The organism is uncultured Agrobacterium sp., from assembly GCF_913777885.1.
In the GTDB taxonomy this organism is placed as follows: Bacteria; Pseudomonadota; Alphaproteobacteria; order Rhizobiales; family Rhizobiaceae; genus Agrobacterium.
Genome location: NZ_CAJYTV010000013.1, coordinates 126,087 through 150,786 on the forward strand (window position 1 = coordinate 126,087; position 24,700 = coordinate 150,786).

Genomic DNA, 24,700 nt, shown 5'->3' on the forward strand with positions numbered 1-24,700 from the left:
TTGTCGTCGACGTCAAACCCGCTCAAGAGCAATTGCGATGCCCTGCCCGACGCCGATACACATGGTGGAAAGCGCGTAACGCGCTCCGGACAAGCCCAATTGAAGCGCCGCCGTGCCGGCAATGCGGGCACCGGACATGCCGAGAGGATGTCCGAGAGCGATTGCTCCGCCGTTGATGTTGACGCGCGGATCGTCATCGGCGATGCCGAGATCACGCAGCGTCGCCAGGCCTTGGGAGGCGAAGGCTTCGTTGAGTTCAATGACGTCGATCTGCTCTTGCGAAAGGCCAAGCCGGGCGAGTAGCTTCTTCGATGCCGGAGCCGGGCCGAAACCCATGATGCGCGGAGGAACGCCTGCCGTTGCGCCACCCAGAATGCGGGCTATGGGTGTCAGTCCGTGCTTTCTGGCGGCTGCCTCCGAGGCGACAACAAGTGCTGCCGCGCCGTCATTGACGCCAGAGGCATTGCCGGCTGTCACCGTCGCGCCCTCGATTTTGTTGACCGGCTTCAGCTTGGCGAGCGCATCGATCGATGTCGCACGTGGATGCTCATCGCGATCGACAAGGACAGGATCGCCTTTCCTTTGTGGCACGCTGACCGGCGTGATTTCTTTTGCTAGGCGGCCATTGGCCTGCGCTTCGGCAGCCTTTGCCTGGCTTCGCACGGCAAAGGCATCCTGATCCTCGCGGGAGATGTTGAAGTCGATTGCGACATTGTCGCCGGTTTCCGGCATCGAATCGACGCCATATTGCGTGTTCATCAGCGGGTTGACGAAGCGCCAGCCGATGGTGGTGTCATAGATTTCCGCATTGCGCGAGAAGGCAAAATCCGCCTTTGGTAGAACGAAGGGCGCGCGGCTCATCGATTCCACGCCGCCTGCGATCATCAATTCGGCCTCGCCCGACTTTATCGCCCGAGCGGCGGTAATGACGGCATCCATGCCGGAACCGCACAGGCGGTTGATCGTGGTACCCGTGACAGAAACCGGCAGACCTGCCAGCAGCAACGACATGCGCGCGACGTTGCGGTTATCCTCGCCCGCCTGGTTGGCGCAGCCATAGATGACGTCATCGACAGCCTCGAAATCGACAGTCGGATATTGCGCCATCAATGCTGTGAGCGGCACTGCACCGAGATCGTCAGCGCGGACCGATGATAGGGATCCGCCGAAACGGCCGATGGGCGTGCGGAGATAGGCGCAGATAAAGGCTTCGGTCATGATTTTTTCCTCACAGGTCCGGGACCACAAGGTCGGTGACCTGACCATCGATATGGAGCTTCGCACCCGTCATGGCCTGAAGCTCTTCTATGGTCATGGTGGCAAGCTTCTCCCGGAGAACGAATTTGCCATTCACAATGTCGATAACGGCATGGCTGGTGTAGATACGGGTGATGCAGCCGACGCCGGTGAGAGGAAACGTGCAGCGCTCGACCAGCTTCGGTTTGCCATCCTTGGTGACGTGCTCGGTGATGACCACCACCTGTTTTGCACCATGGACAAGGTCCATCGCTCCGCCCACTGCAGGCACGCCCTTGGAGCCGACACGCCAATTGGCAAGATCGCCATTCTCCGCAACCTGATAAGCCCCGAGAATCGCCACATCCAAATGGCCTCCGCGCACCATGGCGAAGCTGTCGGCGTGATGGAAGAAGGCCGCGCCGGGTTTCAGGGTGATCGCCTTCTTTCCGGCATTGATGAGGTCCCAGTCTTCCTCACCAGCGGGCGGCGCTTCACCGAAGTTCAGGACTCCATTCTCGGTGTGGAAAATCGCCTCGCGGCCCTTCGGCTGGAACTTTGCGACCATTTCCGGAAAGCCGATGCCAAGGTTTACATAGGCACCATCGGCAATATCTTGCGCGGCGCGCCAGGCGATCTGCGCATTGGAAAGCTTGATATCGTCGCGGACGTCGATGCTGGTTGCGTCGCTCATGCGTAGGCCACTCCTGCTCGGATCAATTCTTCTTCCTGCTGAGGATTATTCACCTCCACGACCCCATCGACGAAGATGCCCGGTGTGATCACCTGCTCTGGATCGATCTCTCCGGGTGTCACGATCTTCGACACCTGCGCGACAGTCTTTTTGGCCGCCATGCACATCAGCGGGTTGAAATTGCGCCCGGCCAGCCGGTAGGTGAGATTGCCATGCGTGTCGCCGAGATGCCCCTTGACCAAGGCTATATCGGCCTTCAACCAGCGCTCCTGCACATAGCTGCGACCATCGAACTCGGCAATCACCTTGCCGTCGGCAAGTTCGGTACCGAAACCTGTCGGCGTATAGAACGCCGGAATGCCTGCACCGCCAGCGCGAATGCGCTCGGCAAGCGTACCCTGTGGCACCAGTTCCAGCTCGATTTCGCCGGTGAGATAGCGATCCGTAAAGGCGCGGGGATCGGATGAGCGGGGGAAGGAGCAGATCATCTTGCTGACCATGCCCGCATCGACCATCGCCGCGATACCGATACGACCATTCCCGGCATTGTTGTTGATGACCGTGAGCCCCGACGGTTTGCCTGTCGCCTTGAAGCGATCGATCAGGGCATGAATGAGTTCGATCGGCGCGCCGGAGCCGCCAAAACCCCCGATCATGATTGTTGCGCCCTCGTCGATGTCAGCCACGGCATTCGCCAGGCTGTCGATCCTCTTATCCATGTCATTTCCTCCAGCAGCCTTGTCTTTTCCGCCTGAGGCTCAGGTAAATCCCAACGCGGCTCGACATCAAGTCCGTTTGTGCGATATATGATATTTGTTCGATTATCGCACATCACTGAAAGGGTGACATATGACTGTGAAGGGACGCGATATGATGGGCGGGCTCGCCAAGGGGCTGAGCATCATCGAAGCTTTCAGCGCCGAGCGACCGAAATTGTCGATTTCCGAAGCAGCAGACATCGCCGAGCTTGATCGCGCGACAGCAAGACGCTGCCTTTTGACGCTGGCCGAACTTGGCTACGCCGCCTATGACGGAAAATTCTTCACGGTCACACCAAAAGTGCTGCGCCTCGGTACAGCTTGTCTTGCCACAATGCCCCTGCCTCGCATCGTGCAACCCTTTCTCGATCAAATGTCGGAAAACATCGGACAAAGCACATCCGTGTCGATCCTTGACGACATCGAGATCGTCTATGTCGCACGTGCCGCCCAGCGTCGTGTCATGTCGATTGCGCTGATGCCCGGATCCCGGCTACCCGCCTATTGCACCTCCATGGGTCGGGTCCTTCTGTCTTCTCTCACAGTAGAAGATCGTCGCGTCCTACTGGAACGCTCGGCGATCACCGCCCGCACACCGATGACACTGACTGATATCGATGCCCTTCTGGCGGAGATCGAAGAGACCGCGGCCCGTGGTTATGCAATGATCGATCAGGAGGTCGAGGTCGGCCTGCGTTCGCTGGCCGTGCCGCTGAGGAACGTGCGAGGTAAGACGGTCGCGGCCCTCAATGTCGGTGTCGCCGCCTCCGCGGGGTCCATGCAGGAGTTGGTCGAGCGCTATCTGCCTACGCTCACTGCGGTGCAGATGGAGTTAAAAGGGCTTCTCGTCTAAGCGCGCCTTCGTTCCTTCCAAAGGCAAACCGACGTAGTTTTCGGCAAAACTCGCCTGTGCCCGCGGTGAGCTTCGCAGATAGCTGAGTTCGGCCACCTGCATCCGCCGCTCGAAAGCCCCCGTTTCGGGGAAACGATGCGTAAGGGTGGTGAACCACCAGGAAAAACGCTCAGCCTTCCAGACGCGCCCCAGTGCCCGCGCCGAGTAGGCATCAATGCCCGCAGCCGAGCGCTCGCTGTAGAACTCCGCCAGCGCCTCGCCCAGCATGGTCACGTCAGAGACTGCGAGATTGAGGCCCTTTGCCCCGGTCGGTGGCACGATATGGGCAGCGTCTCCCGCCAGGAACAATCGGCCATAACGCATTGGTTCGGCGACAAAGCTGCGTAGCGGCGCGATGCTCTTTTCGAAGGAAGGTCCGCGCTGAAGCCTTGCGCCGAGATTGGGTCCGAGACGCACAGCCAACTCATCCCAGATGCGCTCGTCCGGCCAGTCTTCCAGCCGCTCGCTCATGTCGCATTGAATGTAATAGCGGCTGCGTGTCATGGAGCGCATAGAGGCAAGCGCAAAGCCACGCTCGTGACTGGCATAGACAAGTTCCTCGCTGACAGGCGGGCGCTCGGTGAGAATGCCGAGCCAGCCAAAAGAATAGACCCGCTCGAATGTGCGCAGCACGTGGCTGGGGATCGCTTGACGACTGACGCCATGGAACCCGTCGCAGCCAACCACGAAATCGCAATCAACCCGGACCTCGCCGGACGGCGTGCTGCAGGTCACGAAAGGCTTCTCGGTGTCTATGTCGTGGAGAGCGACATCGCTTGCTTGGAAGAGGATGTTCAGGCCCCGCGCCTCCGCAGCCTCGAAAAGGTCGCGCGTTACCTCCTGCTGGCCATAAACCGTGACGCAGGCACCGCCCGAGGCTTGTTCGAGATCGATACGGAAATCATCGCCATCGGCGGATAGATGCGTGCCGGAATGGCGCAGTCCTTCCTCGCGCAAGCGCTGATCAAGCCCGAGGCGGGACAGGCAGTCTACCGTCCCTTGTTCCAGAACCCCCGCTCGCACCCGCCCCTCGACATAGGCGCGGGTCTGCCGCTCAATCACCACTGTCTCGACACCGGAGGTGTGGAGGAGGTGGGCAAGAATAAGTCCGGCGGGGCCGGCTCCGACGATAGCGACTTGTGTGCGCATGTTGTCTCCTGACTGGCTGCGACGTTTGGCGGCGCTGCTTGATGAGGGCTTTTGGGACGCTCAGAAGTACAGGCTCTCCCGGAGCTTGTTCTTGCGGACTTTGCCCGTGCTGGTACGGGGCAGTTCCGTGACGATCCGGAAGTGCTTTGGCACCTTGAAGCGGGCAAGCCGCGCCTCGCAATGGGCACGAAGCTCGCCCTCGGCGTCTTCGTGTCCCGGCGACAGGATGACGAAGGCATGGCCTGTCTCGCCCCAGCGTGGGTCGGGCACACCGACGACCGCCACCTGAAGAACGGCGGGATGTTCGGCAAGGACGCTCTCGATCTCTACCGGATAGACGTTCTCACCGCCCGAAATAAACATGTCCTTGCGGCGATCGACGATGGTTACGAAACCATCGGAGTCACGAAGTCCAATGTCGCCGGTGCGTAGCCAGCCATCCGGAGTGAAGGCGGTCTCGTGCTCTTCCGGTTTGTTCCAGTAGCCGGGCGTGACGTGCGGACCTTTGACGATAATCTCGCCAGCGGTTCCATCCGGCACGTCCCGGTCATCGCCATCGATTATCCGAATCGCAGTGGCAGGCCCCGCTTGACCGACGGCGCCGGCATGAGCAGAGATCAGCGCCGGATCGAGCGGCATGCCAAGGATCGTTCCGGCCTCGGTCATGCCATAGCCGTCCACCATGGCAACGCCGCGCTCCAGCCACCAGCGGATATTGGCAGGCGGGTTCGGAGCGCCGCCGGTGAAAAGTGCGGCAAGCGACCAATTCTCCGGCTGGAAGCCATCAGCGTCCTTCAATGCGGTGGCCATCTGCGGAACGCAGAAATAATGGGTGATGCCGAGAGCGCGGTCTGCAAGCCGGGCATTGGTCACAACCGGATCGAAGCCGGATGAAACGAGCACCGTGCCGCCCTGAACCAGTGGTGGCCAGACCGAGGTCACAAGGCCAATGACATGGAAGAAGGGCGATTCTGCAAGAAAGACAGACTGAGATGTCACCTGCCCTAGCACGCCGAAATTAACCCCGGTGAAGAACAGTGTCTGGGGGGTTAGAATGACGCCCTTCGGCACCCCGGACGTTCCGGAAGTGTAGAGAAGGACGCAAGGCCGGTTGGCATCATGCGGAGAGCCTCGTTCGCCTGCCGCCGCACTTACGCAACGCGCGGTAAACGCTGCGATATCAAGCAGTCTTGCGCCATCCGGCACCGTGAAACCTGCCGACGATCCGTCGACCAGGATCAGCGCGGGGGTACAGTCGATGAGAATAGCATCGATCTCGGCAGCCGCGAGCCGCCAGTTCAGTGGCGTGAAGATAAGGCCAGATCGCAGACAGGCCTGCTGCGCAATCACAAGATCGGCGCAGTTGCGTGCAATCGACGCGAGCCTGTCACCTGGCCCGAGGCCGAGCGCGTCGATTGCGGCTCTTGCCTGCTCGATCGCCCGGTCGAGGCCCCGATAGGTCCAGCGCCTCCCGGACGCCAGATCGACAAGGGCGACTTTTTCTGGGCGCGCCTGCGCATGCAGGCCCACCGGATCGGGGGCTAGCCAGTTGTGCATGATGTTGGTCCTCCTCCCAGTAAAACCGCTATCAGCTGTGGGTTTTGCTCTTGTCGTAAGAGCCGAGGCCCGGCTTGTATGTCTTCTCGTCGATGAACTGGCGGATGCCTTCCTTGCGACCTTCATTGTCGTAGGAGTTGGCGGCCTCCTGGGCGCGCACGAGATAATCTTCAGCGTCGTCATAGGTCATGACGCCGACGCGGCGCACCGCATCCTTGGTGGCCTTAAGCGCGACCGGGTTCTTGGCCAGCAACACCTTGGCAACCTCGGTCACCCGGCCCTTCAGAGAGGCAAGCGGCAGGCTTTCGTTGACGAGGCCCCAGGAAGCGGCCTTCTGACCGTCGATAGGCTCACCCAGCATGGCGTGATACATGGCCTGGCGGAAGGGCATCAGCTCTACCGCTACCTTGGTTGCGCCACCGCCCGGCAAAATGCCCCAGTTGATCTCGGAAAGCCCAAACTTGGCCTCATCCGCCGCAAAGGCCAGATCGCAGGCGAAGAGCGGACCGTAACCGCCACCGAAGCACCAGCCATTGACCATGGCAATGGTCGGCTTCTGGTACCAGCGTAGACGACGCCACCAGCCATAGCTCTCGCGCTGGCTCTGGCGCACGCCAGCAAGACCCTTGGCCTCGGTTTCGCGGAAATATTCCTTGAGATCCATGCCAGCCGTCCAGGCTGTGCCTTCGCCGCTGAGAACAAGAACACCGACATCCTCGCGGAATTCCAGCTCGTCCAGCACCTCCATCATCCGGCGGTTCAGCTCGGGGCTCATCGCATTGCGCTTTTCCGGGCGGTTGAAACGGACCCAGGCAATGCCGTCCCCTATCTCGACGGCGACGACGTCCGTCTTGCTGCTATTGTCGGTCATAAAATTGGTTCCTTTTGAATGATTTAGTGGCGAGAAAGGCTCGACATGAAATCAGATCGGGAAGCGTCCGGCTTCGGTCTCGACCGTGATCCAGCGAAGCTCGGTAAATTCCGCAATGCCTGCCTTGCCGCCAAAGCGTCCGTAGCCCGAAGCCCCGACGCCGCCGAAGGGCATCTGCGCTTCATCATGCACTGTCGGGCCGTTGACATGGCAAATCCCAGAGCGAATCTGTCGGGCGACCTTCAGGCCGCGGGCCGCATCTCCGGTAAAGACGGCAGCCGACAGGCCGTATTCGCTGTCATTGGCAATGCGGATGGCGTCCGCCTCGTCCTTCGCCCGGATGACCGCGACGACAGGCCCGAAGCTCTCCTCGGAATAGAGGCGCATTTGCGCTGTCACATCCGCAACGATATGGGCGGGAACGAGTACGCCGTCCGACTCGCCCGCCGCAATCACCTTTGCGCCCTTGGCAACGGCGTCGTCGATCAGCCCCTTCAGCTTCTCGGCGGTTTTGATATCCACAACCGCGCCCAGCGGTGCCGCACCCCGGCGCGGATCGCCAGCGGTGAGCGTCCGCACCTTGGCGGCAAATTTTTCAAGGAAGGCGTCAGCCACCGCATCGACGACGATAATCCGTTCCGTCGACATGCAGATCTGGCCCTGATTGAAGAAAGATCCAAAGGCTGCTGCTTTCACGGTCTCGTCGAGATCCGCATCGTCCAGCACCACAAGAGGCGCCTTGCCGCCGAGTTCCAGAACACAGGGCTTGAGATTTTGTGCCGCACGCATCGCGACAATGCGTCCGACGGCGGTAGAGCCGGTGAAATTCACACGTCGGATAGCCGGATGATCGATAAGCGCTCCAACCACCTCCGCGGCATCCTGCGGCGCATTGGTAACAAGCTGAACAAGCCCGTCCGGCAATCCGGCCTCCGCCAGGGCCTCGACGATCAGGCCATGGGTTTTCGGGCACAGTTCACTTGCCTTGAACACCACGGCATTGCCGCAAGCGAGCGGAGTAGCCAGCGCACGCACACCAAGGATGACCGGCGCATTCCAAGGTGCAATGCCGAGCACGACGCCCGCTGGTTCACGGATAGCCATGGCAAGGCAGCCCGGCTTGTCGGAGGGTATAACTTCGCCGGCAACTTGGGTGGTGAGGGAGGCGGCCTCGCGCAGCATCGATGCGGCAAGCATGACGTTGAAGCGCGCCCAGGCCTCGGTCGCACCGATCTCAGCCATCATCGCCGCCACAAAGGCGTCGCCCTTTGCACTCACGGCATCGGCAGCTTTCAAAAGCGCAGCGCGGCGCGCATTCGGCCCCTGGGCGGCCCAGGCCGGCATAGCGCGCGCGGCCGCATCGACTGCAGCGCGGGCCTCATCAGGCGTTTGCGCCGGCGCTTCGCTAGCTACCTCGCCGCTGATCGGATTCATGCGTCGAAACAGATTCGATGTCGATGTCATGGTGTCTCCTCCCTGGAGCGTTCAAGGCTCCCGACCTTAAACATTGCTATGTGAAATAGCGATTGACTGCTATATTCCATAGCGATATGAAACTGACAAGAGGCAATTTTTACGAATTTTAAAAAGGGCGAAGCGTGAAAGCGAAGGTGCGGGACATTGAAGCGGTGAGAGCGCCTGTTATGGACGACCTTCTCGGTTACCATCTGCGTCGAGCCTCGATCCTCGATCTGGCGGGTTTTGCCGAGGCGCTGGGCGACGAGATCAAGCCCATTCCTTTCACGGTGCTGTGCCTGATCGATGAGGCCCCAGGTATCACCGCCGCTGAGATCGGCCGGCAGGCGCGGCTGCAGCGGGCCAATCTCGCACCAATCCTTGCGCATTTCGACACCCAGGGATGGATCGAACGTCTCGCCGATGATGAGGACCAGCGCATTCAGCATCTGCACTTGAGTGAAACAGGTGCTGAGGCCGTCGCCGAATGGCGCGCGCGTGTCATGGCGCAGGAGGAACGTACATTCAGTGCGCTGACGCCAAGAGAACGCGAAGTGCTGCGCCAATTATTGTCGCGCATCTGGAAGGGCGCGTGACGCCATCCGAACGGGCGGAGAGCACGGTTATAGTTTTAGCCATCGCCTTAGAGCGGCGGCTTTAAAGGGAACGAGCCCTTACTCGCAGAGGACGGGCTTGGGAGGACTGCGGGAGATATCGCTGAGGCAGCGTCAGACGCAGGCCGAGTGAAAGCATGATTGCCGCTGAGGCGGCCTTTGGGAGGAGAATATCATGACGAATGCCACGCATGTTCATGCGGGGACGGGAACGCGCGCGCTCGTGCTTGTGTTTCTCGCCGCGATTATCGAAGGCTTCGACCTTCAGGCCGCGGGTGTTGCCGTGCCGAAACTTGTTTCCGCCTTTGGGCTTTCACCGTCACAGCTGGGCGTTTTCCTCTCATCGGCGACCTTCGGATTGGTGCTCGGCGCGCTGTGCGGGGGCGTGATCGCCGATCGCTTTGGACGGCGCAACGGCCTTGCCCTGTCGCTGGTCGTCTTCGGCCTGTTTTCGATCGGCACGGCTTTCTCCGATACGTTCGAGCATTTGGTTGCGATGCGGTTTCTGACCGGCGTCGGCCTTGGGGGCGCGCTGCCTAATCTCATCGCCATTGCCGCTGAATCCGTTGCGCCCGAGCGGCGCGGCAGGGCAGTCGCGATCATGTATGCCGGCGTACCGCTTGGTGGCGCACTCGCCAGCCTGATCGCCCTGCTTGGCCTGCATGACGACTGGGGCTCGATATTCCTGGTGGGCGGCATCTTGCCGTTGCTGTTGGTCCTGCCGCTCCAACTCATGATGGGACCGTTTCGCGTGACACGCGATGCCAAGGTACCTGCGCGTCGTCGCGACGTGCTGATGGCGCCAGGCGCACTGCCACAGACGCTGCTGCTCTGGGCCGCCTTCTTCTTCGGCCTCATCGTCGTCTATCTGCTTCTCAACTGGCTGCCGCAGATTCTCGTGTCACTGGGCTTTGCGCGTGAAACGGCGTCGACAGTGCAGATCGTTTTCAATATCGGCGGCGCAGCCGGTGCGATCCTCGGCGGGCGGCTGCTGGACGGCAACAGGCCTGCCTTTTCCGCAGCACTCTGCTTTATCGGGCTGATGCTGGCGATCACGTCTCTTGCCATGTTGCCCGCGGGCAATGTCGCGGCGGCGCTGGCGGCTGGCACTTTTGTCGGCGCGACGGTCATCGGCGTGCAGGCGCTGCTCTATGGTATCGCCCCACAATGCTATCCGAGTGAAGTGCGCGGTACTGGTGTCGGCCTTGCCGTTTCGGTCGGTCGGCTTGGCTCGATCGTCGGGCCTCTCGTCGCTGGTTGGCTCCTGGCAAGCGGCATGGGTCCGCAGCAACTTCTCTACACGCTGCTGCCCATCGCGGCCATCTGCGGCACTACCACCGTGATCCTCATCCTGCACCGTAGCGGGAAGACACGGGAGGAGATGTCAAGACGCCTGGGCCAGGCTTGATCGGATCGCAAACCTTGCCGCGTAGAGGTTGGCGTCCTTAGGCAAACAAAAAATATCTTGCCTCGATGAGGAGTGTGATCTCGCAAGAGATGTGCTCCTCATTGGCATTTGCCGCACAGCATCCTCGATAGCACTGCGATGTCAAAGCATCGTTCCAAGCTGCAATGCCGTTCTCTACCAACTCCGGTGCGATACACCACGATCCGCGTCACCGCTGGCACCGCGGTGTCTGTGTGTTTGCAACAAGAAACGACTATAGCTTCGGTAGGCCCTCCGGTCGCAGTAGCCGACGCTGGGCGGCAATGCGGAACGGCGCGTTCATGGCGCCATATCCGTTATAGGCGCCGCGTCGCTCGATGATTTCGAAAAAGAACCCTTCACCGAAAGTGCGGCTGTAGATCTGGAAATATTCGCCGTGTTCGTCGCGGTCGTAAAGGATACTGGCGGCACGCAGTGCATCGGAGAAATCCGGTTCAAGACCGAAGCGCGCCTCGAGGTCATCATAATAGTTTCGCGAGATCGGCAGCGCCTGAAAGCCGGTGGTCTTTAGCGCTTCGGCCGTCGCAAAGATGTCGTCGCTCGCAAATGCGATGTGCTGGATGCTGGTGCCGAAGCCTTCTGCCAGGAATTTGCCAGCAAAGGTCTTGCGATTTTCAGCGCCGTTCATGGTGAGGCGGAAAAGCGGTTGCGGCTCGCTTTCGATGGCCTGGCTTCGCACTAGCCCGCCCGGATCAACCACGTCGACCATCGGTGTGCGCCGGGTTGAGAAGATCGACGTGTAGAATAAAAGCCAGGTCAGCATCTCGTCGTAATGGGTTGTCTGGGCAAGATGGTCGATACGGGTGAGATGGGCTGTGGGCGCCCCGCCCTCGTCGACCAAAGCCTCGAATTCGCTCTCCCAGATACTGCCAAGCGGCGCATCATCGTCGAGGAAGTAGATGACACCGTTGCCGACGCCCTGAATGCCGGGCACCGCGACTTCGCCGGGCTGCCGGGGCTCGGAAAAGACAGGCGCACCGAGTGCGCGCGCGCGGGCGAGCGCTTGCTCGGCATTATCGACCTTGAGGCCAAATGCATAGGCATTAGTGCCATGTACGGCATAGGAAGCGCCAGCAAAACTGTCGCCACTCTCATCCGTATTCATCAGGATGCGGATATCGCCCTGCATGTAGAGATCGACAGCGCGGTTGCGGTGCCGGGCGGTGCGTCGGAAGCCCAGAGTTTGCAGAAGATCGACGAGGGTCTGCTGTTCCTCGGGCGCCGAGGTGAACTCGACGAACTCCACCCCCTTTGCCTCGACGCGGTCCGGCATCGTCGGCATGGAGAGGCGGATATCGGGCTCACGGCGGCGGACGCGGTCCATCAGATTGACGAGTGAACGATGCCCATCCTCGGCCAAGGCGCGCGCCGATCCGCCACGGAACTGATCGTTGAAGATTTCAAGAGAGAGCGGGCCGGTATAGCCGGTAGCTGCCACAGCACGCATGAAATCGACGACAGGCAGATCGCCCTCGCCCGGCATGTTGCGGAAATGGCGGCTCCAGTAGAGGAGGTCCATGTCGAATAGTGGCGCATCGGCAAGCTGCACGATGAAGATCTTGTCGCCGGGAATGGAGCGGATCGAATTAGGATCGATCTTGCGCGACAAGGTGTGGAAACTGTCCAGGATGATGCCGACATTCGGGTGATCGGTCCGCCGCACGATTTCCCATGCGTCGCGATGGTCGTTGATGTGGCGTCCCCAGGCAAGTGCTTCATAACCGACACGCACGCCATGCCGAGCGGCCATCTCCCCGAGTTCGTGGAAATCAGCTGCTGCCCGGTCTATCCCGCCAAGCGAGATCGGCGATACATTCGAGCAAATCAGCATAAGATCAGTGCCAAGCTCTTGCATGATCTCGAACTTACGCTCCGCCCGCTCGAAGGCGCGGCTGCGGTGAGGCTCCGGCATGCCTTCGAAATCTCGAAACGGCTGAAAAAGCGTGATGTCCAGACCGTAGTCGCGCACGATCTTTGCCACCTCACGTGGCGAGGCATCATAGGTCAGAAAGTCATTCTCGAAGATCTCGACGCCGTCAAAGCCAGCACGGGCAATCGCTGCCAGCTTTTCAGGAAACTCGCCGCTGATCGACACCGTCGCCATCGACGTGCGTATCATTACGCTTTGCTTGTCTGTCTGGTACTGGGCCATATTGCCTTACCTTTCGTGTTTATGTACGAGTTGGTTAATATGGAACGTGGAAAAACGCGGATGCAAAGCATCCGGGGGAAACATGACGAGCACCGCGACGACCACTGAGGGCAAGAAGGCGCGTCCGGCAAAGCGCGATCCGGAGGGCGTGCGGCGCGACATACTGGCGGTCGCGATGGAAGAGTTTTCCCAGAACGGTCTTTCCGGGGCGCGGATAGACGAGATCGCAGCACGGACGAAAACGTCCAAACGCATGATCTATTATTATTTTGGCGACAAGGAAGGCCTGTACCAGCACGTTCTGGAAGAGGCCTACAGCAAGGTGCGCGGCGGCGAGAGCAATCTGGCACTGGATCATCTCAATCCGATGGCCGCGCTCGACGCACTCTGTCGCTACACGTTCGAGCATCACCGCCGCAATCCGGCCTTCATCCGCATGGTCATGATCGAAAACATCCATCACGGCCGGCATGTGCAGATGTCGAAGACCATCCGAAGCCTCAACCGTCCCGCCATTGCCGCGCTGGAGGCGGTGCTGAAGCGCGGTCAGGAGAGCGGTGTTTTCCGTGAAGGGATAGAGGCACTGGAGCTCCACTGGCAGATCAGTGCGCTGTCCTTCTTCAACGTCTCCAACGCTCCGACCTTCTCCTCCATCTTCGGCGAAGGCCTTTTCACACCGCAAGCGCAGCAAACGCTGGCGCGCCACGTGGCTGAAATGGTCCTGCGCTACGTGGTGAGGCCACAACATATCGACGCTATAGGGTCTGACGAGCGATGAGATGGCGAAGCGCCACGCAGTAGCCGTCGATACCGAGACCCGCGATGACACCATCGGCGCGCATCGATACATAGGAGTGGTGGCGAAACACCTCCCGCTTGTGGATGTTGGAAATATGGACCTCGATCACCGGCGCCTCATAGGCGTTAAGCGCATCGAGGATGGCAATCGACGTGTGACTGAAAGCGCCAGGATTGATGACGATGCCGGCAGCTTTGCCGCGTGCCTCGTGGATCCAGTCGATCAACTCGTATTCCCGATTGCTTTGGGCGAAGAAGAGCTCATGACCTGAGGCCGTCGCTACGGCGCGACACGCCGCCTCGACATCGGCAAGCGTCTCGCGGCCGTAAATTTCCGGCTGACGCTGCCCGAGCAGATTAAGGTTCGGTCCGTTGAGAACGAAAAACAGGCTCATGCAGCTGCCTCCGCTTTAAACATTTCGGCAAAATGGGCGCTCATCCGCTCCGCATCCGGCTCACGCCCGCAGAACAGCCGGAATGCACCGACAGCCTGGAAAATTGCCATGCCACCGCCCGGCAGTGTCTGACAACTCTTCGCCGCAGCGGTCTCGATCAGCCTGGTGATGAGCGGCATATAGACGATATCCGCAACCCAGTGGCGCGACAAAATCAGATCGGGATCGACCGGAATGCCGGGATGGGCCGGCATGCCAACAGGTGTCGCGTGAATAAGGCCATCGGCATTGCCGAGCACGGCTGCTGGCGTTTTGGCTGGCATCGCCCGGCCCTTGCCAAAGCGGGTGTTGAGGTCGTGCGCAAGCCGCGCCGAACGGTCGACGTCCTGGTCGAAGATATCCAGCCTGCCGATGCCGAGTTTCAATGCGGCATGGGCGACCGCGACGCCGGCGCCACCTGCACCGATCAGCAGCGCCCGGTCGCGCCGGGCATTCGGCAGACCGCGCTGGAAGCTTTCATAAAAACCGTACCAGTCGGTATTGTGACCGATGCGCTTGCCATCTTTGAAGACGACGGTGTTGACGGCGCCCAGCATGCGGGCATCCTCGGAAAGCTCGTCCAGATGGGCAATCACCGCCTGTTTGAAGGGATGCGTGATGTTGGTCCCGGCAAAGCCGCGGGCTTCCAGTTCCGCCAGAAGGTCGGGCAGCGCGGTCTCTGTCACATCGCGAACATTGATGTCCACGAGTTCGTAAGTATAGTCGAGGCCGTGCGCACGGCCCTCGCGCATATGGAGCGCCGGCGATTTCGAAAGCTGGATATCGGCGCCGATAAGGCCGACCTGATAGGCGGTTCGTTCTGTCATGGATCTGGACCGTTTATGCGGCGTGAAAGGCGCGGCGGGCCATTCCGCCGCTTGCTTCAGTGATGCGCTAAGATTTCGCCGAGGAAAGTGCGCGTGCGCTGATGTTTTGGATCGCGGAAGAAGTCCTCCGGCGGCCCCTCCTCGATGATCTCGCCCGACGCCATGAAGACCACGCGATCGGCCACCTGGCGGGCAAAGCCCATTTCATGGGTCACGCAGATCATCGTCATCCCGTCGCGGGCAAGGCCGATCATCGTATCCAGCACTTCCTTGACCATTTCCGGGTCGAGCGCCGAGGTTGGCTCGTCGAAGAGCATCGCCTTCGGCTCCATGCAGAGTGCGCGCGCGATTGCCGCACGCTGCTGCTGGCCGCCGGACAGCTGGGCGGGGTACTTGTCGGCCTGATCGAGAATACGCACGCGAGCAAGATATTTGCGTGCGGTTTCTTCAGCATCCGCTTTGGAGAGCCCCTTCACCCGCATGGGCGCAAGCGTGCAGTTTTCCATGATGGTCTTGTGCGGGAAGAGGTTGAAGCTCTGAAACACCATACCGACCTCCCGACGCACGGCATCGATGGCACGGGCAGAATCGGTCAGCGTGGTGCCTTCGACGGTGATCTTTCCCTCCTGGATTTCCTCCAGATGGTTGATGCAGCGGATCAGTGTCGATTTCCCGGAGCCGGACGGGCCGCAAAGGACGATCTTCTCGCCTTTGCGAACCGTCAGATTGATATCCCTTAGGGCATGGTAGGCTCCATACCACTTTCCGACGCCCTCAAGGGCAATCAGCGGAGCCTGGACGGCGGATTGCGGCATGGAAACCTCCCTTACTTCACGGTGAAGGGGACGTCAGGCATGGATTCCGGGAACTTCGGAACCTCGCGCTTCATCCACTTGGTATAGATCGCCTGCAACTCGCCATCGGTCTTGATCTTTTCGAGGAAAGTGTTGATGGCCTGGTTCCAGTCCTTCTCGCCGGGACGGGTGCCCGCGCCGTTGTAAAGGGTCGTCAGGTCGAACTTGGATTCGTACTTGCCAGGTGCTGCAGCGTTCAGGCGATCGCCATAGAACTGGTTTCCACCGACGGCCTCGACCTGACCGGAGACGATTGCCTGGATGTTTGCGGCATCGTCGTCGAAGCGTAGAATGCTGGCCTTGTCGCCAGCACCCGCCGTGATGGCAGTGTCCATGGCACTCGACTTCGGCACACCGACGTTCATTCCCTTCAGATCGTCAAAACCGGCGATCTTCTTGTCCTTGGGGCCATACACCGACAGAACGTTACCGGCATAGGGCTGCGAATACTGGATCGTCTTGGCACGTTCCGGCGTCATGCCCATCGTTGCGAACAACACGTCGACCTTGCCGGTCATCAGCGCTGGAATACGGTTGGCGACGGCGAGCGGAACAAACTCGGCTTCGAGGCCGAGGCTTTTGGCGAAGGCCTTGCCGATATCCGCGTCGAGGCCATCCTGTACGCCGCTTGAATTGACGAAGCCCCACGGCGAATTGTCGCCCTGGATACCAATAACAACCTTGCCCTTGGCTTTGGCATCCTCAAGCGTGCCAGCCGCGGCATCGACCGGGGCCATGAAGGGCAGAGCGGCAGCGGCGGCTATTAGCCCAAGTACGCTGCGGCGACCGAAAGTCATGCTGGATTTCATCATATTCTCCTCCTTGTAAACTGATGAATGTATGGTCACGAAAGTAGATCTCCTCCACCATCGACCGGAAAATCGACGGGTCTTTCACGACGCTCTATCGAGCGGCGGTCTGAAGGCGTTTCTCGACGCCAGCACCCCAAAGAGAGAGCGGCCAGCAGATCAGGAAATAGATGAGGCCAACGATGGCAAAGACGGTAAGCGGGCGGAATGTCTGGTTGGAGACGATCTGGCCGGCGCGCGACAATTCGACAAAGCCGACGATGGCAGCAAGCGACGTGCCCTTGATGAGCTGCACCAGGAAACCGATGGTGGCCGGCAGCGAAATGCGCAACGCCTGCGGCAGGACAACGTCCTTCATGATAGACCTGTAATGCAGGCCAAGCGCGCGGGCTGCTTCCGTTTGGCCCTTGGGAACGGCCTGTATGCCACCGCGCCAGATTTCACCGAGAAACGCGCTTGCATGCAGTGTGAAAGCAATGGCGACTGCAATCCAGGCATCGATATTGAAGCCAAGCAGAGCCACGCCGTAATAGACCACGAAGAGCTGCATCAGGAGCGGCGTCCCCTGAAAGACAGCGATATAACCAGCGGTTGCCCGACGCATCGACGGGGCTTCGGCGGTGCGGGCCAAGGCCACGAGAAGCCCGAAGACACCGCCTCCTGCAAAACCGATCAGCGTTAACGCGATCGTCCACTTCAGGCCCTGCATGAGGAAGAACAGTTCGTTGGGACCTATGGTAGGCATAGTCGTCTCCTCACTTGACCGGATAGCTGAAAGACAGGCGCGAGATGAGACCGAAGACACCCATCATCAGCGAGGAAATCACGAGGTAGAGCAGCGTGATGGAGAAATAGACCTCGAAGGAGCGGAAGGTATCGGCCTCGATCTTCTGCGCCACGGAGGTCAGCTCGTAAGCTGCAATGGACGTACAAACGGAGGTCGTCAGCGTCAGCATAATGAACTGGCTGGTAAGCGAGGGATAGACCGCCCGCAACGCAGGCTTCAGAATGATGTGGCGGAAGATCTGCGCGCGGCCGAGGCCAAGCGCAAGCCCTGCTTCCACCTGCCCCTTGGGAACGGCATCCACGCCGCCGCGAATGATTTCGATCGCATAGGCGCCACCATTAAGCGCCAGCGCGACGATAGCAGTCACTGTCGGATTAAGACGCAGACCGAGCTGCGGCAGCGCGAAGAAGATAAAAAATATCTGGACCAGAAAGGGCGTATTGCGGATCAGCTCGACGAAGCCGATGACAAAGCCGCGCAACGGCTTGAAGCGCGACCGACGTGCTACGACGCCCAGAATCCCGATGACGGTCGCCAGCGACATGCCGGCAAGCGCCAGGCCTATGGTGGCAAGACACGCGACGAGCAGCTCGGGAAGGCGATCGATGACCGCCGAGAAGTCGAGACTGTATGACATGGTTCCTCCGCAACCTTTCGGTTAAGGCATCAGCCCGCCGTTGGGTCGTCTCCCCGTTCTCCGCACTCAGGTTTCGAACGCTCCCTTGTTCTTGCCGGATAGTGTTTCAAGAAGAGCTCTCCCAAGCCTCTCCAGATCCGACATATGAATGTTTGTACCAGTTAGTTCATTTTAAAGTCAACGCTCAAGGAGAATGAAAATGCAGCTTTCACGACTGATTTTCGGAGCGATTTTGTTTCTATTTATTCAATGATTTCAATGCATCATGAACCATGAAGCAGCACGCAGCGATTATGCTCCAACGCCCTCAATCGCAGGCTATTCCTCGGCTGTGATGCCTTTGTTCTCTCCAGACTCTCGCCCGATGCGTTTGATATCGCCTAGCAGTCGGCGCGCAGTCTGTAGCGCGGAGGCGCTCGCCAATACCATGGGCGACAGCGTCATCCATTCCAGCATCCAGGCGGCACCCGACCGCTCCTGCTCATGCACCAGCGACTGATGAAGCGCCGAAACTTGCGTCGCGTTGAAGCGCGCCAGCGTGATCAGCAGTTCCGCTGCAACCGGATTCTGCTTGTGCGGCATGGCCGAAGACCCACCCCCACCAGCAAGGCTTATCTCGGTGCCCGCTTGGGCGAGCAGGGCGATGTCCTGCCCGATCTTGCCGAGGCTGCCGGTGACAAGCGACAGGAGCCCCGCGAACTCGGCGATCATATCACGCTGGCTGTGCCATTGCCCACGGTCGTGAAGGCCAAGACGGGCGGAAAGTGCAGCCCGCAAGGCCGGCCCATCGTTCCCAAAGCGTTCGAGCGTTCCCGCCGCGCCGCCGAACTGCACGGTAAATCCATCGGTGGCAAAATGGGCGAGCCGGGACTGCGTGCGTTCGAGCGGCGATCGCCAGGCGCCGATTCGGTCGGCGGCCTTTATCTCGATTGCGGCCTGCATCCGCGTATGCGCCATCAGCGGCTTATCACCGTCGCTCTTCAAAAGTGCGTCGAGATCGCCAATCACCTCGCCCAACCGAGCCTTGATGATGTCGTTCGCCGCCTTTAGTCTCACCATAAGGCTGGTATCGATGACATCTTGGCTGGTCGCGCCGAAATGCACTTTCTCCGCAGCCGCTCCACCGACCGCCCCGCGCATCTGGCGAATGAGCGCAGGAACGACCACGCCATCACGCGCAGTGCCCTCAGCCAGCCCGGCCATGTCTGGCACGAAGCTGCCAAGCGCGGCGTCGATCGTTTGGGCAATATCGACGGCGAGAATTCCGCAATCTGCCTCGGCCAGTGCCAGCGCCCTCTCGAAGCGGATCATTGCAGCAATATCGGCCTCTGCGGAAAACAGCGCAGCGATCTCGGCATCGCCGAAGAGGCCGGAGAGGAAAGGATGATCGAAGGGCGAGAGGCTCATGGCGGTCAGATATCGAAGAAAACGGTTTCGCCATCGCCTTGCAGGCGAATGTCGAAGCGATAGGCATTCTCACCATCCGCCTTTGCGATCAGCGTTGGAACGCGGTCCTTGTGCTCGATGCGGGCGAGCACCGGATCGGCTGCGTTTGCTGCACCCTCCTCGGGGAAATACATTCTCGTATGCAGACCGATATTGATGCCGCGCGCGACAATCCAGAAGGTGATGTGAGGCGCCATGAAGCGTCCATCCTTGTATGGAACGCGGCCGGGCTTGATCGTTTCGAACAGGAACTCACCGGTATCCATATCGCCTGGTGAGCGGCCCCAACCGGCAAAATGCGGGTCGGCGGCGCCAACTGTCTCGCTCGGGCTGTTATAGAGCCCTTGAGCATCGGCCTGCCAGATCTCGACCAACGCATCCTTCAGTGCATAGCCGCCGCCGTCGGAGACAGTGCCGCGAATGGTGATGCGGGTGCCGGTGGCCTGATCGTCATAGAGTTTGCCCGAGCCGAGATCGTGCTCGAAGACGCCGTTGATGCCGACGAAGTTCGGCGTGCAACCGATATGGACGTAGGGACCCGCCGTCTGGGAGGCGCTTTCCTTCAGATAGTCGAGCGGCTGCACCATGTCAGTTCCCCTCCGGGCGGTTCTCGAAGAAGGTGGAGCGGCGCCCACGCAACACGATGTCGAACTTGTAGGCGCGCATATCCATGGGAATGGTCGCATTCATATCGAGTGGCGCGATCAACCGGCGAATGGCATCCGCATCCGGGATCGTCTTGACGATCGGACAACGCCAGATGAGCGGATCGCCCTCGAAATACATCTGGGTAATCAACCGCTGCTGAAAACCATGACCGAAGACGGAGAAATGAATATGGGCCGGACGCCAGTCATTCACACCGTTCGGCCACGGGTAGGGACCGGGCTCAATGGTCTTGAACCAGTAATAGCCATTCTCGTCGGTGATGGTGCGACCGACACCGCCGAAATTCGGATCGACGGCGGCGAGATAGCTCTCCTTCTTGTGGCGATAACGCCCACCGGCATTGGCCTGCCAGAATTCCAGAAGCGCGCCGGCAACGCCGGCTCCCCGCTGGTCCAGCACCCTGCCATGCACGAGGATGCGCGGTCCGATGGGCATTTCGCCGGGCTTGGCGTAGTTCAGGATCAAATCGTTATCGAGCGGGTTCAGCAACCCATGGCCAAAGACCGGGCCGGTTATTTCACTCTTGGTGCCCTCGAGCGATATCAGCGCACGCTGCGGCGAGCGCAAAATCGAGGTCTTGTACCAGGGCGTATAGGCCTGCGGCTGCATCTCCCGATCACGGGCAAAGAAGGGGCCGGTTTCCGGAGGGTGTTTGCTCACGTCGTCTGCTCCTTTTGCGCGGAGGATGCGTTTCGATCGGCCAGCACCTGCTTGGCGATCTTGAAACCATGATTGGCAGCGGGCACACCAGCATAGATCGCCACATGCATCAGCGCCTCACGAATGTCGTCTTCGCTCGCACCGGTATTGGCGGTCGCCCGCACATGCATCGCCATCTCCTCATATTGCCCAAGTGCGGCAAGAAGCGCGATGGTCACGTTGGAGCGCTCCCTCTTTGTCCACCGATCGCTCGACCAGACCGTGCCCCAGGCACTTTCGGTGATCAGTGTCTGGAATGGCTGATCGAAGACCGTGGCCAAGGCGCTCGCGCGATCCACATGTGCATCGCCCAACACGGCACGACGGGTCACCATGCCTTGGCTGTAACGATCGCCGACCGAGGCTGCGGAATTGGTGAAGGAAAGGTGCCTCAGGAAGTTCGCAACCGCAGCCGCATAGGCCTTCGGTTGCTCCAAACAGGGGATGTGGCCGCAATCGGCGATCTCGACGAACCGGCTGCCGGGAATACGATCGGCCATCGCCCGAACCAGATCAGGCGACGTCGAGCCATCCTGATCGCCAACAACGCAGAGCGTCGGCGCGGCAATGTGCGTCACTGCCTCGGTGTAATCGGCATCGCGGATCGCCGCACAGGTGCCGCTATAGCCCTCCGCCGACTGGCGGGCCAGCATCGTCCGGGCGCCAGCGTAAAGCGGATTGTCGCTCCGCCGGAAGGCCGGGGTAAACCAGCGCTCCATCACCGGATCAACGAGTCTCGCTAACCCATCAGCTTTGATGGCATCGATACGCCCATTCCACATCTCGGCAGTGCCGATCTTGTGGGCAGTGTTAGACAGGATCAAAGCGGTGGTGCGCTCAGGCCGCGTTATCGCCAGCGACTGCGCGATGAGCCCGCCCACCGAAAGTCCCCAGACGATAACTTTTTCAATCTTCAAATGATCGAGAAGAGCGAGGAGATCGTGCGCATGAGTCTCGATCGTGTAGGGCGTAACGCCAGCCCCAGAAAGCCCGTGGCCACGTTTGTCATGCAGCACATAAGCATACGTGTCGCCCAGTTCGTGCATGACGGCATCCCAGATCCGGAAATCGGTACCGAGCGAATTGACGAAGGCAATGACCGGCTTTCCCGGCACCATACCCACGGTCCGGTAGTGGATTGCTGTGTCGTCAACATTAAGGAAATTCATCTCGCACTCCTCCTGGGCAGGAGATTGCAAGATAGCTCCGGTTAAGTAAAATGAGATTTTCAGCACCCTACATAACTTGGTGGTTATGGTTTCTCTTATCGATCCACGTATCAAACTCCGTCATCTGCAGGCCTTTATCGAGGTGGCGCGGCAAAAGAGCGTCGTGCGGGCAGCCGATGTGCTTCATATCAGCCAGCCAGCAGTCACCAAAACGGTGAGAGAACTCGAGGACGTGCTGGGTGTCGCTCTCTTCGAACGCGAAGGTCGCGGTATTCGCCCAACGCGTCTCGGCGAGATCTTCCTGCGCCATGCGGCTACGACGATGACCGCCCTTCGCCAGGCGGTCGATGCCGTGTCGCGGGAAGCGGCGCAGGCAGACCCGCCGGTCCGCATCGGCGCCTTGCCGACGGTATCGGCACGCGTCATGCCCGAGGCGATGACGCGCTTTCTTGCAGACGCAACCCCGGCCCCCGTCAAAATTGTAACCGGAGAAAACGCGATCCTGCTGGAGCAATTGCGCCAGAGCGATCTGGACCTCGTCGTAGGACGACTTGCCGCTCCGGAAAAAATGACCGGTCTCAGCTTCGAGCATCTTTATTCGGAACGGGTGGTTTTCGTCGTCCGTCCCGGGCATCGACTGCTATCGCGCAATGCCAATATCTTTACTGAACTTTCAACCTATCCCATGTTGATGCCCACCCGCAATTCGGTGATCAGACCGATAGTCGAGCAGTTCCTGCTCGCACAGGGCATAGCAATGCCGCAAACGCAGATCGAAACCGTCTCCGACTCGTTTGGCCGCGCCTATGTCCGCATGAGCGATGCTGTCTGGATCATCTCGGAAGGGGTGGTGTCCAGCGATGTCGCAGCAGGCGCTCTTGCCGTTTTGCCATTCGATACCTCCGATACGAGCGGGCCCGTAGGGCTGACAATGCGGACGGATACGGCAATTTCCACCTCACTCGCCCTTATGATCAAGGCGATACGAGAAGCCGCCACGATTGGGCGTGTGGCGTGATCTCAACCGCCATCACCTCCGCGGGAGCGAACGGCTCAATTCGGGTGGTTATTGGATGGGCAGTCGTTCGGGTCAGGAGCGACCGTCAAAGTCCAGAGGCTTCGACCATTTGTGAGCTGAGCAGATATTGGCACGCGGCAAAGCTCTAAGACTGGCTTTCCTACCTCGTGCTCATGCCCACGTTACAGTTTCAACAGCTGTCCACGACATAGAGACGTGAACAGCAACTGTGCAAGTCCGACTTCTTGCTGCACGGTTGGGCTCGCCGCTCGATCATTTAACTTTCGAATACGCCGATCGCAAACTGCCAAGGGGCGTGACGAGCGGTTCCCAGATGGTGACCATCTCGAGCAAAGGAAGAGAACTCACGGCCATCAAACCAGAACCAGCGACGCTAGCGACAAGACTAGCGCTGGAAACATGACAACCGCGCCGAGCTTGAGAAATCTCCAGCTGCTAATATCAAGGCCTTCGCGCCGCAGTGCCGACAACCACAAGATTGTCGCAAGAGAGCCTGTGACGGACAGATTGGGACCCAGATCAACGCCGATCAGGACAGCGCCAGCGACCTTGTCCGACACCTGTGCCGCCTGAACCACGCTACCTGCGAGCAATCCGGCAGGCAGATTGTTGACGAGATTACAGATGACGGCAACGAATGTCCCGGCCACCCCAATTGCGTAGCCTTCTGAAACAGAGGACAGAGACACCAACTGATTGGCGAGAGTGGTCGTAACACCCGTCCGGTCAAGCGCTTCGACGATGACGAACAAACCTGCCACCAATGGCAGGACACTCCAGCTGATACCTTTTATCGTCTCGATCGGGCTTTGGCGTGTCAGCAACAGAACGAGAGCAGTCGTGATCGTTCCGGCAATGAAGGTGGGGACGCCGAGGTCAGCATGGAGCGCAGACGCAACGATAAGGACAATGGCGGTGATCACGATCCCCCATCCTGCGAGACTTGCGCTTCGACTGAGGACCGGTCGCTCTGCAGCAGCAGCAAGACTTTCCTCCGACAAAGCACGCCGCTGCGTCCAGTAGAGGCACATAAATGTAACGACAATGGAAACCACTGACGGTAGCAGGAACGTCGCCAGCCAACGCGACAGAGGTGGCATTTCACCGCCAGCAAAGATCACGAGATTAGCCGGATTGGAGATCGGCAACACAAAGCTCGCGGCATTGGCGATAAAGGCGCAGATCAAGAGGTAGGGCATCGGATCGCGAACCCGGCTTGCTCGGCATGCCGCATAGACAGCGGGCGTCAGGACGACAGCCGTCGCATCGTTCGAAAGAAAAACCGTGACGACGAGGCCCACCAGATAAACGAGTACAAAGAGGCGCTTCGGCGAACCCTTGGCATAGGATGTCGCTATCGCAGCGACCCAATCAAAAAGACCTTCGCGACGCGCAAGCTCTGATAAAAGCATCATGCCGATCAGGAACAGATAAACATCAGTCCCCTTGGCGACACCTGCTAACGCATCCGCAGGTGCGATCAGTTGGAAGGCGACGAGGAGAGCCGCGCCAACAACGGCCCAGATAGCCTCCGGCCAGCGGAATGGCCTGGTAATCACGCCAGCTGCTGTCAGCCCCGCAATACCCCATACGATCGCATTCTGGGTCATATGGCTCGTCCTTGTTGTCGTAAGAGGCGCAATGGCCTGGCAGCGCGGAAATCCGGCTCGTTCGACCGAACCGGATACATCACATCTTCGTCATCAG

At 59.9% G+C, this 24,700-nt stretch carries 24 protein-coding genes and 1 pseudogene; 5 read left to right on the plus strand and 20 right to left on the minus strand.

The features are described from left to right. Positions 1-12 precede the first annotated feature (12 nt). The 3 genes from pcaF to QZ869_RS12910 are packed head-to-tail and all read right to left on the minus strand — an operon-like array spanning position 13 to position 2,649. A complete protein-coding gene (gene pcaF / locus QZ869_RS12900; protein ID WP_296105239.1) occupies positions 13-1,218 on the minus strand; it encodes a 3-oxoadipyl-CoA thiolase in 1,206 nt (401 codons plus the stop codon). A 10-nt stretch (positions 1,219-1,228) separates the two neighbouring features. Further along, on the minus strand, positions 1,229-1,930 hold the full coding sequence (locus QZ869_RS12905; RefSeq protein WP_296105242.1) for a 3-oxoacid CoA-transferase subunit B: 702 nt from the start codon (positions 1,928-1,930) through the stop codon (positions 1,229-1,231). After that, on the minus strand, positions 1,927-2,649 hold the full coding sequence (locus QZ869_RS12910; RefSeq protein ID WP_296105244.1) for a 3-oxoacid CoA-transferase subunit A: 723 nt from the start codon (positions 2,647-2,649) through the stop codon (positions 1,927-1,929). The genes QZ869_RS12905 and QZ869_RS12910 overlap by 4 nt, the downstream gene beginning before the upstream one ends. Before the next feature lie 130 nt (positions 2,650-2,779). Here QZ869_RS12910 and QZ869_RS12915 point away from each other — a divergent pair, with 130 nt between their 5' ends. Further along, on the plus strand, positions 2,780-3,541 hold the full coding sequence (locus tag QZ869_RS12915) for an IclR family transcriptional regulator C-terminal domain-containing protein (protein WP_296018998.1): 762 nt from the start codon (positions 2,780-2,782) through the stop codon (positions 3,539-3,541). Here QZ869_RS12915 and pobA read toward each other — a convergent pair. From pobA to QZ869_RS12935, 4 genes are read right to left on the minus strand one after another with little or no spacing between them, the layout of a single operon-like run. After that, positions 3,521-4,729 (minus strand): 4-hydroxybenzoate 3-monooxygenase, encoded by a 1,209-nt coding sequence (gene pobA, locus QZ869_RS12920; RefSeq protein ID WP_296105246.1) that lies wholly within the window; start codon positions 4,727-4,729, stop codon positions 3,521-3,523. The two genes, QZ869_RS12915 and pobA, sit on opposite strands and share 21 nt — an antisense overlap. A 60-nt stretch (positions 4,730-4,789) precedes the next feature. After that, positions 4,790-6,286 carry an AMP-binding protein gene (locus tag QZ869_RS12925; RefSeq protein WP_296105248.1) on the minus strand — a complete coding sequence of 499 codons (1,497 nt, stop codon included), beginning with the start codon at positions 6,284-6,286 and terminating at the stop codon, positions 4,790-4,792. Between the two features lie 31 nt (positions 6,287-6,317). Beyond that, entirely contained in the window at positions 6,318-7,157 is an 840-nt protein-coding gene (locus QZ869_RS12930; protein ID WP_296038623.1) for a p-hydroxycinnamoyl CoA hydratase/lyase, read from the minus strand. Between the two features lie 51 nt (positions 7,158-7,208). Then, on the minus strand, positions 7,209-8,621 hold the full coding sequence (locus QZ869_RS12935) for an aldehyde dehydrogenase (RefSeq protein ID WP_296105250.1): 1,413 nt from the start codon (positions 8,619-8,621) through the stop codon (positions 7,209-7,211). A gap of 179 nt (positions 8,622-8,800) precedes the next feature. Here QZ869_RS12935 and QZ869_RS12940 point away from each other — a divergent pair, with 179 nt between their 5' ends. Both QZ869_RS12940 and mhpT read left to right on the plus strand, forming a co-directional pair. After that, a complete protein-coding gene (locus QZ869_RS12940) occupies positions 8,801-9,208 on the plus strand; it encodes a MarR family transcriptional regulator (protein ID WP_296105251.1) in 408 nt (135 codons plus the stop codon). A gap of 193 nt (positions 9,209-9,401) precedes the next feature. After that, positions 9,402-10,634, plus strand: a complete 1,233-nt coding sequence (mhpT, locus tag QZ869_RS12945) for a 3-(3-hydroxy-phenyl)propionate transporter MhpT (RefSeq protein ID WP_296101386.1) — start codon at positions 9,402-9,404, stop codon at positions 10,632-10,634. 253 nt (positions 10,635-10,887) lie between these two features. Here mhpT and QZ869_RS12950 read toward each other — a convergent pair whose 3' ends face one another. Next, positions 10,888-12,825: a sugar phosphate isomerase/epimerase and 4-hydroxyphenylpyruvate domain-containing protein gene (locus QZ869_RS12950; RefSeq protein ID WP_296105253.1), complete on the minus strand. Its 1,938-nt coding sequence runs from the start codon at positions 12,823-12,825 to the stop codon at positions 10,888-10,890. A gap of 82 nt (positions 12,826-12,907) precedes the next feature. Here QZ869_RS12950 and QZ869_RS12955 point away from each other — a divergent pair, with 82 nt between their 5' ends. Continuing rightward, complete coding sequence (locus tag QZ869_RS12955; protein WP_296105256.1) at positions 12,908-13,603, plus strand: TetR family transcriptional regulator; 696 nt, start codon at positions 12,908-12,910, stop codon at positions 13,601-13,603. On the opposite strand, the gene aroQ is transcribed toward QZ869_RS12955, so the two are convergent. The 11 genes and pseudogenes from aroQ to pcaD all read right to left on the minus strand — a co-directional run. After that, a complete protein-coding gene (gene aroQ / locus QZ869_RS12960) occupies positions 13,581-14,018 on the minus strand; it encodes a type II 3-dehydroquinate dehydratase (protein ID WP_296085620.1) in 438 nt (145 codons plus the stop codon). The two genes, QZ869_RS12955 and aroQ, sit on opposite strands and share 23 nt — an antisense overlap. Beyond that, the gene (locus QZ869_RS12965) at positions 14,015-14,884 is read right to left on the minus strand and encodes a shikimate dehydrogenase (RefSeq protein ID WP_296105258.1); all 870 of its coding nucleotides are present in this window, start codon (positions 14,882-14,884) and stop codon (positions 14,015-14,017) included. The genes aroQ and QZ869_RS12965 overlap by 4 nt, the downstream gene beginning before the upstream one ends. A 56-nt stretch (positions 14,885-14,940) precedes the next feature. Beyond that, on the minus strand, positions 14,941-15,699 hold the full coding sequence (locus QZ869_RS12970; RefSeq protein WP_296105260.1) for an amino acid ABC transporter ATP-binding protein: 759 nt from the start codon (positions 15,697-15,699) through the stop codon (positions 14,941-14,943). Positions 15,700-15,710: 11 nt separating this feature from the next. After that, complete coding sequence (locus QZ869_RS12975) at positions 15,711-16,550, minus strand: transporter substrate-binding domain-containing protein (RefSeq protein ID WP_296105263.1); 840 nt, start codon at positions 16,548-16,550, stop codon at positions 15,711-15,713. Positions 16,551-16,641: 91 nt separating this feature from the next. Next, on the minus strand, positions 16,642-17,292 hold the full coding sequence (locus QZ869_RS12980; RefSeq protein WP_296038608.1) for an amino acid ABC transporter permease: 651 nt from the start codon (positions 17,290-17,292) through the stop codon (positions 16,642-16,644). Between the two features lie 10 nt (positions 17,293-17,302). Further along, positions 17,303-17,971 carry an amino acid ABC transporter permease gene (locus QZ869_RS12985; RefSeq protein ID WP_296105265.1) on the minus strand — a complete coding sequence of 223 codons (669 nt, stop codon included), beginning with the start codon at positions 17,969-17,971 and terminating at the stop codon, positions 17,303-17,305. A 318-nt stretch (positions 17,972-18,289) separates the two neighbouring features. Further along, complete coding sequence (locus QZ869_RS12990; RefSeq protein WP_296105267.1) at positions 18,290-19,378, minus strand: 3-carboxy-cis,cis-muconate cycloisomerase; 1,089 nt, start codon at positions 19,376-19,378, stop codon at positions 18,290-18,292. A gap of 5 nt (positions 19,379-19,383) precedes the next feature. Next, the gene (pcaG, locus tag QZ869_RS12995) at positions 19,384-20,004 is read right to left on the minus strand and encodes a protocatechuate 3,4-dioxygenase subunit alpha (RefSeq protein WP_296105269.1); all 621 of its coding nucleotides are present in this window, start codon (positions 20,002-20,004) and stop codon (positions 19,384-19,386) included. A 1-nt stretch (position 20,005) separates the two neighbouring features. Further along, entirely contained in the window at positions 20,006-20,695 is a 690-nt protein-coding gene (gene pcaH / locus QZ869_RS13000; RefSeq protein ID WP_296105280.1) for a protocatechuate 3,4-dioxygenase subunit beta, read from the minus strand. A gap of 47 nt (positions 20,696-20,742) precedes the next feature. Beyond that, positions 20,743-21,180 carry a 4-carboxymuconolactone decarboxylase gene (gene pcaC / locus QZ869_RS13005; RefSeq protein ID WP_296105282.1) on the minus strand — a complete coding sequence of 146 codons (438 nt, stop codon included), beginning with the start codon at positions 21,178-21,180 and terminating at the stop codon, positions 20,743-20,745. Next, positions 21,169-21,954: pseudogene (pcaD, locus tag QZ869_RS13010) on the minus strand (3-oxoadipate enol-lactonase); the annotation flags it as partial. The gene pcaC and the pseudogene pcaD, both read right to left, overlap by 12 nt. Positions 21,955-22,039: 85 nt before the next feature. Between pcaD and pcaQ the strand changes: the two are divergent. Then, positions 22,040-22,972 (plus strand): pca operon transcription factor PcaQ, encoded by a 933-nt coding sequence (pcaQ, locus tag QZ869_RS13015; protein ID WP_296038603.1) that lies wholly within the window; start codon positions 22,040-22,042, stop codon positions 22,970-22,972. Between the two features lie 374 nt (positions 22,973-23,346). Here pcaQ and QZ869_RS13020 read toward each other — a convergent pair whose 3' ends face one another. Next, on the minus strand, positions 23,347-24,603 hold the full coding sequence (locus QZ869_RS13020; RefSeq protein ID WP_296105271.1) for an arsenic transporter: 1,257 nt from the start codon (positions 24,601-24,603) through the stop codon (positions 23,347-23,349). Between the last annotated feature and the right edge of the window lie 97 nt (positions 24,604-24,700).

Bases quoted from the DNA above. Each gene is read 5' to 3' on its own strand.
- pcaF (WP_296105239.1), bottom strand. From the start codon at position 1,218: ATGACCGAAGCCTTTATCTGCGCCTATCTCCGCACGCCCATCGGCCGT.
- QZ869_RS12905 (WP_296105242.1), bottom strand. From the start codon at position 1,930: ATGAGCGACGCAACCAGCATCGACGTCCGCGACGATATCAAGCTTTCC.
- QZ869_RS12910 (WP_296105244.1), bottom strand. From the start codon at position 2,649: ATGGATAAGAGGATCGACAGCCTGGCGAATGCCGTGGCTGACATCGAC.
- QZ869_RS12915 (WP_296018998.1), top strand. From the start codon at position 2,780: ATGACTGTGAAGGGACGCGATATGATGGGCGGGCTCGCCAAGGGGCTG.
- pobA (WP_296105246.1), bottom strand. From the start codon at position 4,729: ATGCGCACACAAGTCGCTATCGTCGGAGCCGGCCCCGCCGGACTTATT.
- QZ869_RS12925 (WP_296105248.1), bottom strand. From the start codon at position 6,286: ATGCACAACTGGCTAGCCCCCGATCCGGTGGGCCTGCATGCGCAGGCG.
- QZ869_RS12930 (WP_296038623.1), bottom strand. From the start codon at position 7,157: ATGACCGACAATAGCAGCAAGACGGACGTCGTCGCCGTCGAGATAGGG.
- QZ869_RS12935 (WP_296105250.1), bottom strand. From the start codon at position 8,621: ATGACATCGACATCGAATCTGTTTCGACGCATGAATCCGATCAGCGGC.
- QZ869_RS12940 (WP_296105251.1), top strand. From the start codon at position 8,801: ATGGACGACCTTCTCGGTTACCATCTGCGTCGAGCCTCGATCCTCGAT.
- mhpT (WP_296101386.1), top strand. From the start codon at position 9,402: ATGACGAATGCCACGCATGTTCATGCGGGGACGGGAACGCGCGCGCTC.
- QZ869_RS12950 (WP_296105253.1), bottom strand. From the start codon at position 12,825: ATGGCCCAGTACCAGACAGACAAGCAAAGCGTAATGATACGCACGTCG.
- QZ869_RS12955 (WP_296105256.1), top strand. From the start codon at position 12,908: ATGACGAGCACCGCGACGACCACTGAGGGCAAGAAGGCGCGTCCGGCA.
- aroQ (WP_296085620.1), bottom strand. From the start codon at position 14,018: ATGAGCCTGTTTTTCGTTCTCAACGGACCGAACCTTAATCTGCTCGGG.
- QZ869_RS12965 (WP_296105258.1), bottom strand. From the start codon at position 14,884: ATGACAGAACGAACCGCCTATCAGGTCGGCCTTATCGGCGCCGATATC.
- QZ869_RS12970 (WP_296105260.1), bottom strand. From the start codon at position 15,699: ATGCCGCAATCCGCCGTCCAGGCTCCGCTGATTGCCCTTGAGGGCGTC.
- QZ869_RS12975 (WP_296105263.1), bottom strand. From the start codon at position 16,550: ATGATGAAATCCAGCATGACTTTCGGTCGCCGCAGCGTACTTGGGCTA.
- QZ869_RS12980 (WP_296038608.1), bottom strand. From the start codon at position 17,292: ATGCCTACCATAGGTCCCAACGAACTGTTCTTCCTCATGCAGGGCCTG.
- QZ869_RS12985 (WP_296105265.1), bottom strand. From the start codon at position 17,971: ATGTCATACAGTCTCGACTTCTCGGCGGTCATCGATCGCCTTCCCGAG.
- QZ869_RS12990 (WP_296105267.1), bottom strand. From the start codon at position 19,378: ATGAGCCTCTCGCCCTTCGATCATCCTTTCCTCTCCGGCCTCTTCGGC.
- pcaG (WP_296105269.1), bottom strand. From the start codon at position 20,004: ATGGTGCAGCCGCTCGACTATCTGAAGGAAAGCGCCTCCCAGACGGCG.
- pcaH (WP_296105280.1), bottom strand. From the start codon at position 20,695: ATGCAGCCGCAGGCCTATACGCCCTGGTACAAGACCTCGATTTTGCGC.
- pcaQ (WP_296038603.1), top strand. From the start codon at position 22,040: ATGGTTTCTCTTATCGATCCACGTATCAAACTCCGTCATCTGCAGGCC.
- QZ869_RS13020 (WP_296105271.1), bottom strand. From the start codon at position 24,603: ATGACCCAGAATGCGATCGTATGGGGTATTGCGGGGCTGACAGCAGCT.